General features: G+C 38.4%; 15 protein-coding genes. 3 read left to right on the top strand and 12 right to left on the bottom strand.

The genetic code is table 11. From position 1 onward, the window contains the following. Nucleotide 1: 1 nt before the first annotated feature. The 9 genes from EHQ52_RS20085 to EHQ52_RS12300 all read right to left on the bottom strand — a co-directional run bounded on the left by EHQ52_RS20085 (nt 2) and on the right by EHQ52_RS12300 (nt 10014). Nucleotides 2-757 carry a hypothetical protein gene (locus tag EHQ52_RS20085; protein ID WP_167492203.1) on the bottom strand — a complete coding sequence of 252 codons (756 nt, stop codon included), beginning with the start codon at nt 755-757 and terminating at the stop codon, nt 2-4. A gap of 165 nt (nt 758-922) precedes the next feature. Further along, the gene (locus EHQ52_RS12335) at nt 923-1834 is read right to left on the bottom strand and encodes a cytochrome C554 and C-prime (protein ID WP_341867170.1); all 912 of its coding nucleotides are present in this window, start codon (nt 1832-1834) and stop codon (nt 923-925) included. 260 nt (nt 1835-2094) lie between these two features. Beyond that, entirely contained in the window at nt 2095-3531 is a 1437-nt protein-coding gene (locus EHQ52_RS12330) for a sulfurtransferase (RefSeq protein WP_135615441.1), read from the bottom strand. A gap of 12 nt (nt 3532-3543) precedes the next feature. After that, the gene (locus tag EHQ52_RS12325) at nt 3544-4515 is read right to left on the bottom strand and encodes a hypothetical protein (protein WP_135615440.1); all 972 of its coding nucleotides are present in this window, start codon (nt 4513-4515) and stop codon (nt 3544-3546) included. 18 nt (nt 4516-4533) lie between these two features. Next, nucleotides 4534-4902, bottom strand: a complete 369-nt coding sequence (locus EHQ52_RS12320; RefSeq protein WP_135615439.1) for a hypothetical protein — start codon at nt 4900-4902, stop codon at nt 4534-4536. Between the two features lie 82 nt (nt 4903-4984). After that, nucleotides 4985-6532 (bottom strand): sulfurtransferase, encoded by a 1548-nt coding sequence (locus tag EHQ52_RS12315; RefSeq protein ID WP_135615438.1) that lies wholly within the window; start codon nt 6530-6532, stop codon nt 4985-4987. A 305-nt stretch (nt 6533-6837) separates the two neighbouring features. Next, complete coding sequence (locus EHQ52_RS20260; RefSeq protein WP_244244855.1) at nt 6838-7932, bottom strand: hypothetical protein; 1095 nt, start codon at nt 7930-7932, stop codon at nt 6838-6840. A 94-nt stretch (nt 7933-8026) separates the two neighbouring features. Then, complete coding sequence (locus EHQ52_RS12305) at nt 8027-8611, bottom strand: helix-turn-helix domain-containing protein (protein WP_135615437.1); 585 nt, start codon at nt 8609-8611, stop codon at nt 8027-8029. Nucleotides 8612-8739: 128 nt separating this feature from the next. Beyond that, nucleotides 8740-10014, bottom strand: coding sequence for an MptA/MptB family glycosyltransferase (locus tag EHQ52_RS12300; RefSeq protein ID WP_244244854.1), 1275 nt, complete (start codon nt 10012-10014; stop codon nt 8740-8742). A gap of 243 nt (nt 10015-10257) precedes the next feature. Between EHQ52_RS12300 and EHQ52_RS12295 the strand changes: the two genes are divergently transcribed. From EHQ52_RS12295 to EHQ52_RS12285, 3 genes are read left to right on the top strand one after another with little or no spacing between them, the layout of a single operon-like run. Next, on the top strand, nt 10258-11142 hold the full coding sequence (locus EHQ52_RS12295) for a sulfurtransferase (RefSeq protein ID WP_135615435.1): 885 nt from the start codon (nt 10258-10260) through the stop codon (nt 11140-11142). 10 nt (nt 11143-11152) lie between these two features. Then, a complete protein-coding gene (locus EHQ52_RS12290) occupies nt 11153-12514 on the top strand; it encodes a multiheme c-type cytochrome (protein WP_135615434.1) in 1362 nt (453 codons plus the stop codon). Nucleotides 12515-12519: 5 nt separating this feature from the next. Beyond that, entirely contained in the window at nt 12520-13254 is a 735-nt protein-coding gene (locus EHQ52_RS12285) for a glycosyltransferase family 2 protein (protein ID WP_135615433.1), read from the top strand. A gap of 4 nt (nt 13255-13258) precedes the next feature. Here EHQ52_RS12285 and EHQ52_RS12280 read toward each other — a convergent pair whose 3' ends face one another. The 3 genes from EHQ52_RS12280 to EHQ52_RS12270 are packed head-to-tail and all read right to left on the bottom strand — an operon-like array spanning nt 13259 to nt 18637. Continuing rightward, nucleotides 13259-15556, bottom strand: a complete 2298-nt coding sequence (locus EHQ52_RS12280; protein ID WP_135615432.1) for a PAS domain S-box protein — start codon at nt 15554-15556, stop codon at nt 13259-13261. Nucleotides 15557-15575: 19 nt separating this feature from the next. Continuing rightward, nucleotides 15576-16781, bottom strand: coding sequence for an EAL domain-containing response regulator (locus tag EHQ52_RS12275; protein ID WP_135615431.1), 1206 nt, complete (start codon nt 16779-16781; stop codon nt 15576-15578). Further along, nucleotides 16778-18637 (bottom strand): PAS domain S-box protein, encoded by a 1860-nt coding sequence (locus tag EHQ52_RS12270; RefSeq protein WP_135615430.1) that lies wholly within the window; start codon nt 18635-18637, stop codon nt 16778-16780. The genes EHQ52_RS12275 and EHQ52_RS12270 overlap by 4 nt, the downstream gene beginning before the upstream one ends. Between the last annotated feature and the right edge of the window lie 12 nt (nt 18638-18649).

Here is an 18649-nt window from a genome sequence, read left to right as displayed (position 1 = left end):
GTTATTTACCTACAGAAGTAATCGCTTCTTCAAATGTATCCTTCTCCACTTGATCAATCACCTCTAAGATCAAATCCATTTCTTCTCTATTCAGTCCAGAAAACAGTTCTTCTCCTTTCGTAAGAATTCCTGCACCGAGCATAATACCTTCTACTTCCTGTTGAGTATAAGTTTTAGGTTTGGACTTCATTGTTTTAACAACCGCATCCATAAGTTGTTTGATCTTAGAAAGAAGTTCCTTATCTGAAAGTGTCGCAAATAGTTTTAAAATATCTTCTCTAAATTCATCTGCATCTTTTTTAGAAACAGAAGCTAACACTTCATTGAAGATAGATTTGTTTTGGAGATCCTTCCCTTCTTTTAATAATTCTTTCGCTTTGGAAAACATGATCTCTTCGAATCTATGAGCAGTTACATAAGAATGTAATGCTGCAAATCCTGCTTGGAATGCCGATTTTAAATGGCGGCCTAGTTTGAATACTGCCATACTCAACGAACCCAAGAGGCCGAATACTTTTGGAGGAGAATGTACAAATCCAGCCAAGGATTCAAATGCTCCGTCTAATTTTTTCCTGCCTTCATATTCAGGATATAGAAGTTCCAAAAAGTATCTTACCAGAAGATTTACTTTCTCTTCTGGGATAGATGAGAACTTAGGATATTTAGAAAGATTGTTTTTGGAATATTTTCTTTGGACGGCTTCTCTATAAGCACTTATCAATTTAGGAAATTCTGGTTCTTCTAATAACGATCCCATACTCGGGATCAGTTTGGAACAGCTCCATAAAGATGGAAACTAGATTTTTGTTGTTTCGCGCAGAGCACACGGAGAACGCAGAGGCTCTATTTTTTCACGCGAAGCCGCAAAGAAAAGAAGATACGCATGTAGAAGTTCCTACCTTAGCGCCTTTGCGAGATAATCCTAAGGTATCCAGTGCAAACGAATTAATTCATATTTCGCAGAATTTGCTTCCGCGAGAGCCTTTTTTAGATTAGGCAAAACCCATGGTTTTGTATTTTCTTGGAAAGTATCTTTGTAATTCCAATTATCTTGGAACATTCTTTTATAATATTCTTTCGGATCTACAGTTACGATAAATTCTACTCGTTTGAGTTTTGAAAATTCTTCTTTAGATAAACTTACGCGAAGAAGAGCGGATTCTCCAGGATACAGTCTTGTATCAAAAATTTCTTTCTGCAATTCCAGATCTAACATCCAGCCCAAAGTTTTCTCAGAGATCTTTCTTTTTTGTCCGCTTATAGATTCTGTCCAAACTTCTAAGTTTACTTTTGGAACAGAATAACTTGGGAATAAATGTCCTATTCCAGAGTTTTTTAATTCAGAAATAATCTCGGCTCCTTCTTCTTTTTTTAAAACTTGTAAAGAAGTTTGGACCCCTTGTTTTACCATTTCCCGATCAGAGATACCTTTCCACTCATGTTTTCTATCAGGCATATGGCAGTTCTGGCATTGCACATCTGATTTTGCAAATTCGGACCTTCTCCATTGTCCATAAGTATCCATCAGAAACTTCCCATTTACCTGTTTTGCGGTCTCCGGAGATTGATGACAGTTTTTGCAAAATTCCGATTCTTCGAATTCTTTTTGAGGAATAAACCCCTGGTGAGGAATATTTGAATTTTGGAATATTCTATTTTTATTTCCTTCTTTACGAAATGGCCCGTATACTTTTCCTTTTCGAAGATGGCAACTCGCACATTGCACTCCGTTTTCTTCCGAGCCTGGTTTCCAAGCGGAGCCTGTGACTTCTTCCCAACCTAAACGTGAAAGTAATAAAGTTTTGGTTTCTGGATTTGGGCTATGGCAGTTCATACAATTTTCGGATCCATGTTTTCCGATCCGAGGTAATTGCCAAAGAAAGCCCGGGCCTATGGCCCGGGAGTGAAGAGTCGACTTCCAGGAACCGAACTGATGTAAATGGCAACTCCCGCAAGAGGCCGGGTTCGGATCAACTGTGATCGAGCCTTGGGATTCGAGGGGGAATGCCCAATGCCTCTGGTGAAACCCTTCTTCTTTACAAAATAATAAGAAGAAGGCCGCCGCAAAAATTGCGACAAAGAAGAGTGAGGAAATTATCCTCCGCAAGGATTTCCTCCTCCACCTCCTCCTGAACTACCACCACCTCCCCCGCCACCGGAAGAAGCAGAACCTGAAAGATATTTTTTATCCTGGTCTATGATATCATTCGTACCTTTCGCAAAACTACGTTCGGGTGTGAAATAAGTTCCTAAATTAGAAATATTTGATGCGTCTATTCCAGACTTTCCTACGTTATATGTGATTGATTCGGTCACAGAAGAACGATCCGTTCTCCATGAAGATACTGCACTTATATTGGACCAGTTCCCATTGGAATCGTAGGCGAGAGATCCCCATTCTACCCAAGAGCCATCATAAAATCTGGTAGGATATCCAAGGATCGCAAGAGTTGCAAATCCAGTGATGGAAGATCTTACATTAGTTCTGCAATACGCAATGATTGTCTGGCCTTCCGCATATCCGTTTGTAGATAGAAGATTTTGGAGATCCGATTTTGGTAGGAACTCCTTGTTTGCATTAATAAAGTTCGCAAAGGGAATACTTTTTGCTCCTTTCACATGCCCTTCAAAGGGTGTATAACAGTTAGGAGTATCGGTACAGGTATAATTCGAAGGTCCTACAGTAGTTCCAGTTCCATCATATTCTGTAGGAGATCTTGCATCTAATATGAAACTTCCTCCAGCAGGAGCTGGAGTAGAACCTTCGAATGTTGGATCCGTAATACCTTGGACTGCATTGAAAACATCTGCAAGTGTAGCTTGTAAGATCGTATGATCTCTGTATAGACTTCCGATAGTGCCAGCCCCGCTAGTTGTAGGAACCGTGTAGGAAGACCCGCCAGTAAGTTGAGAAGCACCAATCTTTGTAGAAACTGCGCCATTCAAAACCGCAAGATGGGTTCTTTCCACTCCCCAATAATACAAAGTGTACCAAGAGCGGAGTGTCATCATCAGATTTCCGTCTGTAGGAACATCTTGTGCAAGAACGATCAGATCAGTTGCAGGGTTCACACCGAAACGTTTTAAGAACGCATCTATATTTTTTCCTTCCGGAACAATTGTCTCAGTATCAAGCAGACCATTAAATCTAGTCTGACCAAAAAAAGTATAATCCGCAGAAGTTGCAGTGATCCCATACACTCTTACTCCTGTCTCAGGTCTTATATAAGAACCGGAAAGCGCTCCTCCACTGATCTGAAAGATGATCAATCTTCCACTAATCGTAGAAGGACGATTCGCGGCCCAATTGGATCGCCAAGACTCCAAAGTGGATGCAGTGATCAGTCCATATGTATTATTATCATAAACGTCATTGGATACTGATAAAAGTTGAGAAGTCTCAAAAACCTGTACAGGTTGAACTATAGCAAACTTTTGATACGGAGTGAGATACTCCGGAGCATCGCAGGCGCCCAAAAAAGGAATTAGTAATAAACAAATTCCTAAATTTTTAATTTTTAAACCGAACATATTCTCCTCCGATCATAAATTAAATGGAAAATTGATCAGGAACCCAAAGGTTCTTAAAATTGCAGTGTTATACCCGGCATAGGTATGAGAATAGAAGAAGTTATAGTAATTCCCGTACTTATCCGTATAACCTAAACTCACTTCGAAGTTATGATATACTTCCTTTCTTCCCCAGGCAGGCCTTTCATGTTCCAGGTAGTAATTGTACCAATCTGTTCCAAAAGGCGGGATAGAAGGTGTATCTACTTGGATCAAATTTAGAGGAGGTGTTCCTTTAGGATCTGCAAACGCATATCCTCCCTGACCTATCTGTCCTCTACTTCCAACGATGAAGATGAATGAATCTAAGAAACGTTTGTATAAAGCTCCATAATAGAGGATATCATCCGGTACAGGTTTCTCTCTTCTACGATAACTCCATTCACCTAAGGCACCAAGTCCCCAAACATTGAAGTCTTTACCTAGATAAATATTTACTTCCGCACCATTTGCTCCATCTCCTAGAGCCTGAGGGTTTCTATCATAATCACCCTTTTTGATCCCACCAAGTCTTACGCTAACTGTTGGGATCCAGATAGATTCATAATCGTATTCATCTAAGACTTTATAACGTAATCCTGCTCTAGAATCTATGATCCCATACTTATCTGGCTGCTCCGGAGAAGTTAAGGTCCCATAATAACGATCGATTAGCTGGACCCTTCCCAATTTACCGAAACCTGTTTGCAGATCCGCAGTAAGCCTATCAGTGATCCCGTATTCAAAAGCAAGAGCTCCTACGTTGATCCGAACATCATCATCGTACGTATTATGGTATTTTCCCACATATGCTGAATTATAAACTGAATTCACCGCAGTCGTCCTAACCCATAATTGCCTTTGGTAAGGAGCCCAAACCGTTTGAGAAAATAATTCTCCAATAAAAAGTGGTTGGGCCAAAAATAGAAGGGGAAGAAAAACTCCCTTCTTAATTAAAAATTTCATTATATAAAGATTCCCTGATTAATCCTTCTTTTCCTCCAACTTCACGTTGAAGCGGATACTTACGAAAAATTCCAAAGCGGAAATCTGTTCTTCGGATAATTTGCCTGCCAAATCCTCTAGGTTTACCCTTCCTTTTTCGGAGTTGGGTAATGAACCTTGCAGGTATTCCAAACGGTTTTTCTGAGATTTTACTAGATCTTCTTTTTTTTCATCTAAGGCGACTTCTGCATTATAGATTGCCTTGCCCAGATTGAACTTTTCTCTTTCTTTTCCACGAAGCGCCTGTCCAGCAACTCCTCCACCTCCGAATCCACCTGAGGCCAAAATAATCTCCGAAGAAGAGAAAAATAATACGCCGATTAGCGTATATATATATAATATTTTCATAAAGCAGTAACTCCCTCTTTTTATCTTATGTTACAGAATTGAAAAGAGCGGAGATATCTCCGCCCCCGTTATGTAATGTAGCTTATTGGTTTTTGTAATTCCAATCCTCTACGAATGCTTGTTTGGTTGTGGTCGCCGATGAATTGATTTGGAAATAATCTACTACGGATTTTTTTACACCTGTATTATAGTGTGGTCCATCTCCGGATCCTCTCACGCCAGATTCGATTGCACCTTGAACGTCTGCGGCGAATTTAACTGGAACAGAAGGATAAGAAGAAGCTCCTGCAGTTACGTCGTCGTTGAAGTTTGCAGATGGGAAATTACCTGCCAATAATCCGAAAATACTCCATCCATCTTCTAAGAATACGGAAGGACGTCCTAAGATTAGCTGTGTAGAAATACCGCTGGTTTGAGTTCTTGTATTCGTTCTGCAATACTGAAGAATAGTTTGGCCATCTTCATATGCGGGTGCGCCTGAGTTAGGTCCACCAGTGGTTCCGTAAGTATCCCAGATATCCTTAACATCAGCTTTGGATTTAAATTTAAGAGTATTAAAAGTTCCAGCAGCAGAAGTAGAATAAGCGTAACCATTATCTAAAGAAGTACGATCTACTACGTTATAGTGAGGAACAAATACTGCACCTTTTAAGTGACCCTCGAAAGCGATAGCACCGCCTCCTGATTTTGTAGTCCCGGTAGTATTCTCTCCACCGTTATACTCCTGCCATCCAGCAGTAGAGGTATATACGCTGATATCGTTGTTATTGTTAGCAGTTCTGTTATCAGAAATTACAACAGTAGAAGAAAGTCCCTTCACACTGTGATGTCCGTTATTCTTAGCAACTTCTATCGTATCTTCTATACTTAATGTTAGAATTCTGTTATCTACGTTCTTAAGTTGTTTAACAGAGAACGTACCATTCAAAGGAGGAACAGACTCGTCTGTATCATTACCCAATTCCGCTTCAGGAAATTGACCTTTAATAGTTCCGTTTAGGATAGCAAGATGTTCGTGAGCCACACCCCAATATCTTAAAGTATAATGTTGGTGACCGATTGCTCCATAGTTATCCCCGTTACCACTTGCAAAAACGATTAAATCCTTAGTAGGATCTACTCCATAAGTTTGGAACCACTCGTCTACACTTGCTCCACTTAAAAGACCGTTTCCACCTGTGGTTGCAGTGCTACCGGGAATAGAGATCAAACCATTGTATCTGGTCTCTCTAAAAGTTTTCCAAGAATAAAGTGCAGTATTGTTTCCAGTAACGGAGACAAAAACTTTCACTCCAGTAGTTGGAAGAATTAAACTTTTATTCGCATCAGCTCCCACTTTGTTTGCTTGGAAGATCACCAAGTTTCCGGTAATACCTGCGGGCTTATTATTTGCCCAATCGGTTACCCAAGTTCTTAAAGTAGATGAAGTAATCAGACCATATTGGTTTGCATTATAGTCATCCGCAGATTCGATCGCAAGATCGGAAGCGCTTGCTATTTTAACACTTGAGGTTCCTCCCCCAAGTGCAGCTAACGCAAGTGCGGAACTGTCAGAAGATCCTTCTCCACAATTCCCGAGTAATCCCAGCGCAATTGCCAGGAGGCTCGAATTAATGAGCTTATTTTTCATTTTATTCTCCTTTGCTGGTCCGGTCGGGGTTCCCTCATGTTTATTCCACTGCGGACTCTAAGCACAAAGTCGAGAAAAGGTTCTGTTTTCACCATGCTTATTTCAATATAACGAACATATTATCCAATTAAATGAACAATATATTGTCATGAGCGGACAATTTTTTAAACAAAACGGAGCGAACTCTAAAAATTCGGAAACAAAATGACTATAGAAAATGTTTTTTGTGAACGTAGGAGGCGTTATTTTCCGTTAAAGCGGAATATTCAAAAAAGAAAAATTACCTTTTTATAAAGTGATTTTTCTTAAAAAGAAACCGGTGCCCGCAGATAGATCAAATCCGCTCCCCATTTATAAAAAGGATCAAAAACCAAAAGATAGGCCAATGCCAGGACGAGTCCCAGACTTAAGATCCATTTTTCCTGCTTAGAAAATCCATTTCGAGAACGGATGAGCCAGAGGGCTATCCAAGCCGGATAGAATAAGTGAGAAAACACTCTAGTCGTGTCCCCGGTAAAAAAAGTAATCAGCAAGACTCCGAAAAAGATAAGCAATAGAGAGATCTTTTTACGGATCAGATTTTCCAAGAACAAGAACACCAAACCGTTCCAAAAAGATAATAAGGTAAGAAGAACATGTTTCTTATGCATGGAATACCAGCGCCAGAAACCTAAAGACTGGGCAGTATCCAATCTTCTTTCGTTCCATTCTATTCCATTCAGATAAAAGATCAGAAAAGAAGAAGCTCTCCCTACAAACATCCCGACCAAAAAGATTTTCAGAATATCCCGATCGATCTCTTTCTTCTCCCAGAAATACAAAAACAAAACTAAAAAGGAAATGATCAGGAACTGATAAAAATGGGTCCAAGATCCTAAAATAAAAAGGATGAATAGAACGTATAAATAAACCTTCTTCTCCCTGTCCTGTTCCCTAAGATCTAAAAACAAAATCAACAATATAGACCAGAAGAATGTAAGATGGTCCGGAAATCCGATCCAACTGCCTTGGATCAGATAAATTGGAGAAAGAAGTAAAAATAGACCTAAAAATATCCCAGTAAAGGCACCTCTGAAATAGGAAGCGTACGAGATCAAAACTGCGGAAATAATATATAATAAAAACTTACAATATCTTTTAAATTGTTCCGGAGAAAGATCTATTTTGAAAAATCTTAAATGATAAGGAAATAAAAAAGAATCAGAATCGTATTCTTTAGAAAGATCCGACTTAGAAAGATAATAAAACCCTGAATTGATTACCTGAGACTCAGTAGAAGTTTTGTATAAAAAATAAGAAGCTTCCTTTAAGAAAAAAATAGAAACAAGTCCGATGAGAATGGACAATATTAGTTTTTTTCGTTTGGAGAAACTTTTTTGGATCTTCTCGAAAACTTTCATCTAACCAAAAACTTTTCATTTGATGAAAAGTCCGGATTATACTCTAAAGACCCTCAGGAATTGCAATTAACAAAACTCAAAATACAGATCTATTTCAATCATCAGAAAGAGAGGATGACCAGATCAGATACGAGTCCTTCTCCCCTAAATTTGCAAGTTCTTGCAGATCCTTTCCTAAGAAGGTCATACTGTCTCCTTCTTGCAAATCGAACCATTTACCACCCACTTTCAAACGAAGCGCACCAGATTGTAGGAACAAATTCTGTCTTTGTTTGGATTGTACTTTTGTAATAAAAGTTTTAGCAACTCCAGAAAGAAGTCTGATCTCAAATAGCCTAGTTTGAAATCTAGTTTCTTCATGAAGAAGAGGACGGATCACATACTGATTCTCTTCTACAGAATTTTCACTGGAGTCTTCTTTCCTGAAAATTTTAGGAAACTCTTCCTTAGAAAATTCCATGAGACTGGACAAAGGCAAACGGATTGCCTTTGAAATTTTCCATAATAAAGCGATAGAAGGTGCAGCTTTTCCAGATTCCACGAGGCTTAACATTCCTCTACTCACCTGAGATAATTCTGCAAGCTTTCCAAGAGAAAGACCTAACTCTTGTCTTCTCTTACGAACCAAGGTCCCAATAGATTGGATCAGACCTCTTTCAATCGGATCGATCGTTGGCATACTCGGTTCTCCTCACTGGACCGGAATTATGTTTATTCCGAACAGTTATAATAATATTTTATCCAACTTATTGGAAATACTATCCAAAATAACAATCAAAATTCTTCCAAAAAAGAAAAAAATCTGATTTAGCTCAAAAGAGATGGTTTTTCAAGGGAATTGGTGATTTTAGAAGAAAAGCGGTTCCTGTACCAGATAAGAAGAATCGGAAAGAAGCTTAAACTGATCAAAGTTAAGAGCCATTCAGGATGCGCATAATAACCTTTTTCTAATACGGACTTCCAATCTCCCAGGTTCGCGTAGTTTAAATAAGATATCTGTCCCAAGAACAAAAGTATCCAAGACGGCCAAAAGACTCTGGGTCCTGTAAGCAAAAATGGGAACATCCAAAGTAAATACCAAGCATTTACAACAGGCGAAAAGTAGAAGAATAAGAAGAATACAATCCCTAACTTCTCCTCATCTCTCAAACCCAAAGAGTATTTTTCATTCAAAAAGAATAATATAGTGATAAGTGCAGGGATCGCCCAAAAAGCCCGAGAGAATTCTCCAAAGAACGAATAAAGAATATGATAACCTAAAGGAAAAAATGTAAAACTTCCTATAAATCTAGTTAGAGCGGTAAAATCAGTTTCTTTGGAAAAGAATAGAAAAGGAGAATATGCTAATACTATTCCTAAAAGTGAAAAGGTCGCATCTATCCCCGCATTTTTCCAATTCTGATCTTTGTTCCGATATGATCTCAATAAGAAAGGAAAAAGTAAAACTCCGAATCCTTTTACAGCTAAACTGAGCCCCCAAATAAAGAAGGCCAAACGAAACCTAGACTTCTCCGCTAGATAAAAAGAATAAAACAATAGAAAAATCCCTATAATATCCGGATGAGAATTTAAAAAGACTTCTTTGATCAGAATTGGATTCCAAAAGTATAAAGAAGAAGACCGAGCTCCGTATTTGGTCTTGATCAAGAAGAATAGTAGAATGTCCGGAACCAAAAGAAAAAGTTTGAGAGCCCAAAGTTTCCAAGGGAATAGAATATGAATGAGATAAAAATAGATCTCAAGCACTGGTCCATAAATGGTAGGCCAGTCAGGATGATTGATCCTAGAAAGTATTTCAGTTCTAGTAGGATCTAATTCTCCAAAAAAAGATTCTGGAGTGATCCCATAAGGACTTCCCTTTTCGGAACTGATCCATCCATCCCAAAGATAACGTGCCCAATCATCTTCAAAGATAGGAGTAAAAAAGATCAAGATCACGCGAAGGATAAGTCCTAAAACAAAACTTAATCTTCCCGATGTTTCGAAAGTTTTAGTAAAATATAGAAATCCATAAACAACACTTAATCCGCAAAAACCTAGAATATATAAATTTCCAGTTAAACTTCTTCCTTGGTTCTTCATCTCCCAGAAGAGAAAAATAGATAGGTAAGCCAAAGAAGCCAGAATCCAAAGCAGATTCGTGAAATTCAAAATGTAGCTTCTTCTTTCTTTATTTCTTCTGAATTCCAAGGTCCATTTTCCTTTTCATCGTTAAATACCATTAAAATCCTGGACAATTGTCTGTAATATTAAAAATATTCTGCTATATAGGATTTTTTGTATTACTTATTGACGAATTTTGAAACCTCTCTCAAGTTAGCCCAAATGAAACTCATAATCTCTTTTGCCTTAGTCTTTCTAATCTCTTCCTCCCTTTTCGCCTCCGAAAAACTTTCCGGAGTCAGAGGATGGTTTATCAGCGCACCCGAGGCATTATACCTGCACGGACAAGGCGCAGTATTCGTAGATGCAAGAGAAGGTATCAAAGTATCCACATTCTCCAAATCTGTTCCATTAGGTTGGCAGGAGATCTCTCAAAAAGAATTTCCTAACCAGGGAAATTTAGTCCAGGCATCGGAAGCGAAGGAACTCCTGCGTAAAAAAGGTTTGGATACAAGCAAGATCGTATTGGTATTCGGAGATCCTACAGGAGGATGGGGAGAAGAAGGCAGAATCGTTTGGTCCTTACGTACATTAGGTTTTTCTAAATCATTCATAGTAGATGGAGGGGTTAACGCTTTGCAGAAGGCTTCGAATTCTCCTGTTTCTAATCGCCCAGAAATTCTTTCTAAAATAAATATTTCAGCTGCTGAGAATAAAAATTGGTCTGCAGATTCAAAATTGGTCCAAACAGAACTTTCTGATAAAAAATTCGCCTTTATAGATACCAGAGAAGAAAGGGAATTTTTAGGACAAACTCCTTACGGAGAATCTAGAGGAGGCCATCTTCCTGGAGCAAAATGGATCTATTACAAACAATTTTTGGATAAGGACGGATATCTATTAAGTGAGTCTAAAATTGTTTCTAAATTATACGAATTAGGGATTTCCAAAGATAAAACTGTGATCTCTTATTGCACTGGAGGAGTTAGATCTGGATGGATGACATCTGTTCTAGTTTCCCTGGGTTATAATGCAAAAAATTATGCAGGATCTATGTGGGAATGGTCTTCTAAAGGGGATCAAAACCATCCCCTAGTAACTAGATAATATTTTTATAATGTTCTTAAATAAAAGAAGAAGTTTAATATTAGCGGTTATATCTTTATCCTTTGCCATTAGTTTATTCTATTGTATTTTTACTAAACCGAAAGATCAACCGATCCCCGTGGACGAGGTGTTTTCTCAGGCTCCTTGGTCCAAACCTTTACCACATCTTCCTCCTCTTGCTGGAGTGGGAGAGGTCAGAGCGGAGAATTGTGGAAGATGTCATATCGAAATTTATGCAGAATGGAAAACATCCACTCATGCAAACGCACTTTCTGATCTTCAATTCCAATCTGAACTTTCTAAGTCTTCTTCTCCTAGATGGCTTTGTTTAAACTGCCATACTCCAGTTGCGAACCAAAGAGAAACTTTGGTTAATTATCTAAATAACGGAGATTATAGGACTCCTATAGAAGAACCAAATCCTAACTTTGATCCTAAAATGAAAGCAGAAGGAGTTACTTGCGCAGTATGCCATGTTCGTTTGGACGAGCAGGGAAATTCTTATGTATTGGGTGCAAACGGAACAACAAAACCTCCTCATCCAATCAAGATTGATCCTGATAAATTGAGAAATAGATGTCTAGACTGTCATAATGCAAATTATGTTTTAGACGACCAATTGGTATGCGCTTTCAAAACAGGGAATGAGTTGGAACAAAAAGGGAACTCACACGGAAAAATCGCCTGTGGTTCCTGTCATATGGGAGAATTACAACGTAAACTAGTAAAACCAGAATTAAACACTCCAATCAGGACTTCTCATAAACATTCTTTTATCGGAGGAGGAGTTCCTAAAAAATTCGAACTCTATGAGAAACAGATCCCTGGAGGATATAGGACTGGTTTAAAAATCGCACCTCTCCAATTAAAGAAAAATGGAAACGATCTAGAATATTTAGTTTCTTTAACGAATGAAAAAGCTGCTCATAATATTCCAACAGGAGATCCTGAAAGGTTTATACTTCTGAAAATTTCCGTATTGGATCCAAAAGGTAAATCTTTGGCGGCCAAAGAGATCAAGTTCGGACAAGAGTGGGAATGGTATCCTAAGGCAAGACTTGTTGCAGATACTCGTATTCTTCCTGGAGAAACCAAGGTTTGGAAGGACCAATTTACTGGAATTGAAAAAGGTGCGTCTAAAATCGTATTCGAAATTTATCATACTAGACTGAAAGAATCGAATGCAGAACATATGAGAAAGAATAGTGAAAATGTTCACTTAGATATTCGCAAAAAGATATCCGAGATAGAAAATTTTTATCCTTTTTCCAGTATAGTCCATAAAGAAGATATTGATCTGAACTCTGGAAAGACTAAGATCTATTCTCCTGAAGAACTATTCAGGATCTCTAAAAATAGAAGAGGAGAATAATCCATTTGTCGACTGCTCCCTGGGCAAATTCTAGATTTTTGATCCCTGCCCTAAACGAAGAAGAATCCTTACCTAAAGTTTTGGATTCTCTCTTTGGATTTGGGATCTTGCCTAGACAAATTCTGATCTTAGACAATGGATCCAAGGATTTAACTCCTCAAATTGCAATCGATGCAGGAGTGGTTCTAGTCCAAGAACCAAAAAGAGGTTATGGTGCTGCCTGTTTAGCTGGGATCCATTATCTTCAAGAAAGAAAAATTTCTCCCGAATTCATAGTGTTCATGGATGCAGATGGTTCAGATGATCTCAACAATCTAAAAGATCTATTCTCTGCATTCTCCAAAGATCCAAACACAAATTTTGTGATCGGTTCCAGAACTTTAGGAAATGCAGAGCCAGGTTCCTTGTCCTTCTTACAGATATTCGGCAATTGGCTTTCTTGCTTTTTGATCCGCATATTTTATGGAGTAAAATTTACTGATCTTGGACCATTTCGTGTTTTAAGATGGCAATCTTTACTGGATCTAGATCTACAAGATCCTACTTGGGGATGGAACCTTGAAATGCAGATCAAGGCGATCCGTAATAAATTCAAGATCCAGGAAATCCCTGTTCATTATGGAAAAAGAAAAGGTGGAAAATCTAAGATCAGCGGAAATTTGATCGGGAGTTTTAAGGCAGGGGTGAAAATACTTTATATTTTCTTTAAATTAACTTTTTTCTCGAACAGATCCAGATAAATTTTTATCCAAGTAATTTTTTCAACTTAGTCCAGGTATAAGGCCTCTTAAGCACTTTTACAGAAGGGTCAAAATCCGTATTGGAATTCCATTCTGAAATTACGATGATCCGATCTTTATTTTTGAATTTCTCCCAACCAGAGTTTTCAGTCGAAATTTCTTCTTCTGCAAACATCGCATACATTTCTGGATAATTTTCTAAAACAGTTTTCGCTTCTTGCAGATTATAAACAGGGAATATTTCAAAACCTAATCTCTTTAATAGAGCAGCTAAGTAGGTTTGGCCCTTTAAATTTCTTTCTAATACCAAAATTTTTTCATTTCGGTTCTCAGTGATAATTTCAGGACTTCTACTCAAGGGAAGGAAAATCTCAATACAGGTGCCCTTACCGATCTCACTATGCACATGGACCATCCCATTGGATTGTTTTACAAATCCGTAAACCATCGGCATTCCTAGACCTGTCCCTTTTCCGGATTGTTTAGTGGTAAAAAATGGTTCGAATAATCTTTCTAATACTCCTGCGTCCATTCCTGAGCCTTCATCTCGGATCGATATGATACATGCATCTTCCATATCCACAAATCCAGGTATCATGGATCTATGCTCTTTTCCTGCAGGAGAAAATCCTGTGCTTACTAAAATCCTCCCCCCTATAGGCATCGCATCTCTTGAGTTCAAACAAAGATTTAGAAGAGCATTTTCCAGGCCATTCTTCTCAAAAGAACAGAACATTGGAAATTCTTCGAAACAGAATTCTATACTGACTATATCGTTCCGGATCCTTGTAAGTATATCTGCAAAATCAGAGATCACATGACTTACATCTGCTTGCTCCGGATTTAACGCTTGTTTTCGAGAGAATGCGAGTAACCTTCTGTTAAGCTCGGCACCTCTTCTGACCGCATCTTGCGCAGAGAATACTCTTTTTAGAAGTTCAGGCGTTTCTCTTAGGTTTAATTCTAAAAGATCCAAATTTGCCAAAATGATATTTAAAAGATTATTAAAATCATGGGCCATTCCTCCTGCGAGTTGGCCTACCGCATCCATCTTCTGGAGTTGTCTTAGAGAGTCGTTCCATTCTTTCTCTTCCGTGATATCTCTTCCTATGCAGAAGATAGTCTCAGAATCAGGAAGGCGGACAGTATTCCAGCTCATATGGCGAACTTTTCCATCTTTAGTTATATAACGATTTTCGAATCCTTCTTTAGAGGCCGAGCAAATTTTTTGTTTAGTAAGTTCTGCATCGTCCGGATGTAGGAATTCCAACAAACTTTTGTTTTTGATATATTTTCTTTCATAACCTAAAATTCTATGGAAAGCAGAATTTGCTCTTCGGATCACACAATTAGAATCTACATTAAGAATAATCTCAGAAGAAAGTTCTATCAGTGCTTTTCTTTCTTCGTCCGCTACCCTTCTACTTACAATTTCTGCAAATCTTTTAGAAACAACCCCTAATAGATCCAAATAAGCTTCTTCTGGATTCAAAACTCTTTCGGAAAGAAGTTCTATCTCATAAAATCTTCCGTGAGAAAGTATAGGTATTCCTATCCAAGAACGGAAGCCTGCCGCGATAGCTGCATCTTTTCTTTTTAGTTCCGTATCAGTTACTAGGTCCGGTATAAAATGTAATTCTCCCGATTCACTTACCTTCTTCAGTATTCCTTCTTTGGTACTGAAAAATTTATTTATGGATTCTTTTCGGAATAGAAGTTGTAGATCTGAGTCATAAACATACGGATCCTCTTCATTTATATAAACAGTATTGTTTTTGGATCTCCAGATCTGTCCATAGGTCCATGCAGTATTTTTAACTAATGTTTTGAGCACTTTTTCAAATGCAGAACTTAGAGTATCTGAAGTGGAGATGTCCCAGAGTAGACTTTCTCCTATTGCCCAGGAAATTTCTTTCTTCTTCCTTTGGGTAATGTCCTGATAATAAACTAAAAATCCATCTGGGCGAGGATAGATCCTAGCCTCTATCCATGAATTAAATGGTTCGAAAAATGTTTCGAATATGCAAGGCTCGCCCGTTTCTTTTGCCTTTTTGTATTGGATCTCGAAGTCTGTTCCGAATGTTCTTGGAAAATCTGTAAGTATATTTTTGCCGATCAGGCTTTCTTTAGGTCTACGTAAGACCTCTTCTGCCTTTTCATTTACGTACGTTAGGTTCCATTCTAGGTCCGCAAATATAAATGCATCAGGATGATCGAATACCAAACTTGATTCTTGGTTTGTTTCGGGAATTTTGCCTGGAACCTGTTGTTCCGATAGTTTGTTACTCTTTCCCGAGGACATTCTGCCTAGGGTATTATTGTTAACCGAATTTGGAAAGAATTTCTGGGATTTTTTCGGGATGAACAGGTTTAGAATAATAATAACCCTGCCCCACATCGCAACCTGCTTCTTTCATTAATCTTTCTACTTCTGCCGTCTCGATCCCTTCTGCGACAACATTCATTCCTAACTTATGCCCTAAATCAACAGATGCCTGACAAATAAACAAGGATTCTCTATCCCTTGGGGAATCCATAACAAATGACTTGTCTATTTTCATTTCAGTAAAAGGAAATCTATGCAATTGTTTCAATGAAGAATAGCCTGTGCCAAAATCATCAATAGATAGGCCTATTCCTCGTATCCTGAGCCTAGTTAAAATATCCTGAGTAAAACGAATGTTCTCTAAAAAGCCAGTCTCAGTGATTTCCATTTGAAATTGGCTTTGTGGAATTCCTTTATTTTTAATTTTAGCAAGTATCCTTTCGGGAAAGTCTAATTCTGTCAAAGTTACAGGAGACACGTTAACCGCCACACGTAGCTTACGGCCATTTGTATGCCAAATCCTTGTCTCATCCAATGCTATATCTATAATTTTCTCAGTCATTAGATTTAAGATGGTCGTTTCTTTCTCCATTAAAGGTAGAAACGAATCAGGAAATACCAATCCTAGTTTAGGATGGTTCCATCTCACTAAAGCCTCGAAACCTTCTACCCTGCCTGTTTTTAGATCAAACTTAGGCTGATAAAATAATACGAACTGATCGGAACGTACTGCGTCTAAAACTTCTTCCTTTTCGAATGTTGGACCTAAATTTCCTTTTCCACCTGATTTGGTACGAGAAGAAATATCTGATTCTTTTTCGGCGATCGCAGATAATGTATTTCTGATATCAGAAACTCGAATTGGTTTTTCCATGACCGCAGCAATATGCAATCCATATTCTCCGGCCAATGTTTCCGCGCTATGAAGAGTCCTTCTGTCTGCTCCTGAGATCAATATTACATCAGGATGAACATCCTTCTCGGACAAGAAGCGGATCACGTCCACTCCATCCATACCTGGGATCATGAGATCTAAGATCACACAATCAAAACTTGGGTCCACTTTGTCTAAAAAATCGGGAGCAGTATGAGATAATGAAACCTCGAAACCACAATCAACTGCGATCTCTCCCAAGATCTTTGCGATCTCTTCTTCATCGTCAAGGATCAGAAGTTTTTTAGAATTTCTTGAATCCGTCATGGAAGAGTTTCTCCGATATTACGAACCGCTTCTTTCAATGATGTCTTGGTATATGGTTTCCGGACCAATGGAACAGTATTAGGAAGTTCTAAACTTTCACCTCGGCCCGAAGAAGTAGCGATTATTTTCCCGGAACCAAATCTTTCCAGTTCTTTTTTCAGATCTATCCCTTTAGAATCCGCTAGTTGGAGGTCCAACAATACGAAAGAGATCTCCGGATCGCCTGAGAAAAATTTTGCTAATCGTTTCATATCCGAACTCACATGAGGTTCGTAACCCAGTTCCCTTAAGTATACACAAGCTAATTCAGCAGTTTCTCGATTTTCTTCCATTACCAAAGTTTTCTTTTTGGTAGAGAGAACCTGTTCACTTCTGTCCTGCTCATGCGCCGGCAAGAATATTAGAAAACTGGAACCATATTCAGGCGCAGTAATAACTTTTAAAAAACCGTTCGATTGTTTTACAAAACCGTAAACCATGGTCAATCCCAAACCGGTTCCTTTTCCTCCACCCTTGGTCGAAAAAAAAGGATCAAAAATACGAGCCTTAGTGGCATCGTCCATACCTGTCCCTGTGTCGGTAACCGTGACTAAAAAATAATCCTTTGCTTCTAAACCCGAAATTTTAGGCCCTTTTGTATCTCCGTTATGCACAAAACCGGTAGAAATAAATATTTTACCGCCTTCGGGCATAGCATCCCTTGCATTTAAAGCAAGATTGAGTATAGCATTCTCTAGTCCGGTCTTTTCTATGTCGCAAACCGATATCTCATCAGAGAGCTCGTATTCTATTTCTATTTTTTCAGTCCTGATCCGATCCAGAATAGGAATGAAATCCTTTAATACCCGGTTTACGTCACATGACTCAGGATTTAAGGCCTGCTTTCTGGAAAAGGCAAGAAGCCTTTTATTGATCTCAACCCCTCTTTGAATTGCATCTTGCGCAGAGCGGACCCTTTTCATCAGATCTTCAGAATCTTTCAACTTCATTTCAAGAAGATCTAGATTTGCTAATATTACATTTAATAAATTATTAAAGTCATGAGCCATTCCTCCTGCGAGTTGACCCACTGCTTCCATTTTTTGGGAATGTCTAATTCTCTCTTCAGTATTTCGTCTTTCCGTAATATCTCTTTCTATCCCCATCAAGTGAGTGACGATGCCTTGCTCATTTACGATTGGAAAGATATCCATCTCAATCCAATATTCGTTTCCATCTTTATCGTAATTGATGATCTCTTCAAAACAAGGTTTAGCTTTCGAGATTGCTTTTCGGATCCTATCTAACACTGCCCTATCTGTTTTAGGGCCTTGTAAAATCCTTGGAGTTTTTCCTAAAACTTCTTCTCTTTTATAACCTGTTAACCTTTCAAATGCACCGTTTACATATACAATCTTTGGTCCAGGATCATCTATAGGAGAAGCCTCTGTGATCAGGAAAATATCTTTGGATCTCTCAATACCTATCTTAAGAAGATTTAGATTTTCTTCTGTTGTCTTAGCTTGTAATACGAGTCTTATGGAACGATCCAAAAGATCAGCGTTTACATTTTCTTTAATCAAAAGATCTGCAAAATGGATCTTAGAATGTTTAAGGACTTCTTTGCTTTCTGGATTTTCTGCAATTGCAATTAAAGGAAGAAGAGTCTGAGACTTCGATAGTACTTCTAAACTATTTTGGGAATTGAATTGGAATAATATAACGTCAAAAAATTCAGTCTTGGTCTTATCCAAGGCATCTTGAAAATCCAAAGCTCTGGTACAGTTAGGAGTAAAGGATTCGATACCTCCGAGTAGAGTTCGGATCCATATATATTCTTCTTCCCTGTCTTCTATAATTAAGATACTGGATCGCATTTGGCATTCGAC

It is taken from the genome of Leptospira koniambonensis (assembly GCF_004769555.1).
GTDB classification, from domain to species: Bacteria; Spirochaetota; Leptospiria; order Leptospirales; family Leptospiraceae; genus Leptospira_B; species Leptospira_B koniambonensis.
Note: the sequence above shows the minus strand (reverse complement) of the source record. Positions and strands in the feature narration are given on the sequence as shown.

What these genes read in the sequence shown, in the direction of transcription:
- EHQ52_RS20260 (WP_244244855.1), bottom strand. Translation starts at nt 7,932, where the DNA reads ATGAAAGTTTTCGAGAAGATCCAAAAAAGTTTCTCCAAACGAAAAAAA.
- EHQ52_RS12270 (WP_135615430.1), bottom strand. Translation starts at nt 18,637, where the DNA reads ATGCGATCCAGTATCTTAATTATAGAAGACAGGGAAGAAGAATATATA.
- EHQ52_RS12325 (WP_135615440.1), bottom strand. Translation starts at nt 4,515, where the DNA reads ATGAAATTTTTAATTAAGAAGGGAGTTTTTCTTCCCCTTCTATTTTTG.
- EHQ52_RS12330 (WP_135615441.1), bottom strand. Translation starts at nt 3,531, where the DNA reads ATGTTCGGTTTAAAAATTAAAAATTTAGGAATTTGTTTATTACTAATT.
- EHQ52_RS12300 (WP_244244854.1), bottom strand. Translation starts at nt 10,014, where the DNA reads ATGAAGAACCAAGGAAGAAGTTTAACTGGAAATTTATATATTCTAGGT.
- EHQ52_RS20085 (WP_167492203.1), bottom strand. Translation starts at nt 757, where the DNA reads ATGGGATCGTTATTAGAAGAACCAGAATTTCCTAAATTGATAAGTGCT.
- EHQ52_RS12305 (WP_135615437.1), bottom strand. Translation starts at nt 8,611, where the DNA reads ATGCCAACGATCGATCCGATTGAAAGAGGTCTGATCCAATCTATTGGG.
- EHQ52_RS12320 (WP_135615439.1), bottom strand. Translation starts at nt 4,902, where the DNA reads ATGAAAATATTATATATATATACGCTAATCGGCGTATTATTTTTCTCT.
- EHQ52_RS12295 (WP_135615435.1), top strand. Translation starts at nt 10,258, where the DNA reads ATGAAACTCATAATCTCTTTTGCCTTAGTCTTTCTAATCTCTTCCTCC.
- EHQ52_RS12275 (WP_135615431.1), bottom strand. Translation starts at nt 16,781, where the DNA reads ATGACGGATTCAAGAAATTCTAAAAAACTTCTGATCCTTGACGATGAA.
- EHQ52_RS12280 (WP_135615432.1), bottom strand. Translation starts at nt 15,556, where the DNA reads ATGTCCTCGGGAAAGAGTAACAAACTATCGGAACAACAGGTTCCAGGC.
- EHQ52_RS12290 (WP_135615434.1), top strand. Translation starts at nt 11,153, where the DNA reads ATGTTCTTAAATAAAAGAAGAAGTTTAATATTAGCGGTTATATCTTTA.
- EHQ52_RS12335 (WP_341867170.1), bottom strand. Translation starts at nt 1,834, where the DNA reads ATGAACTGCCATAGCCCAAATCCAGAAACCAAAACTTTATTACTTTCA.
- EHQ52_RS12315 (WP_135615438.1), bottom strand. Translation starts at nt 6,532, where the DNA reads ATGAAAAATAAGCTCATTAATTCGAGCCTCCTGGCAATTGCGCTGGGA.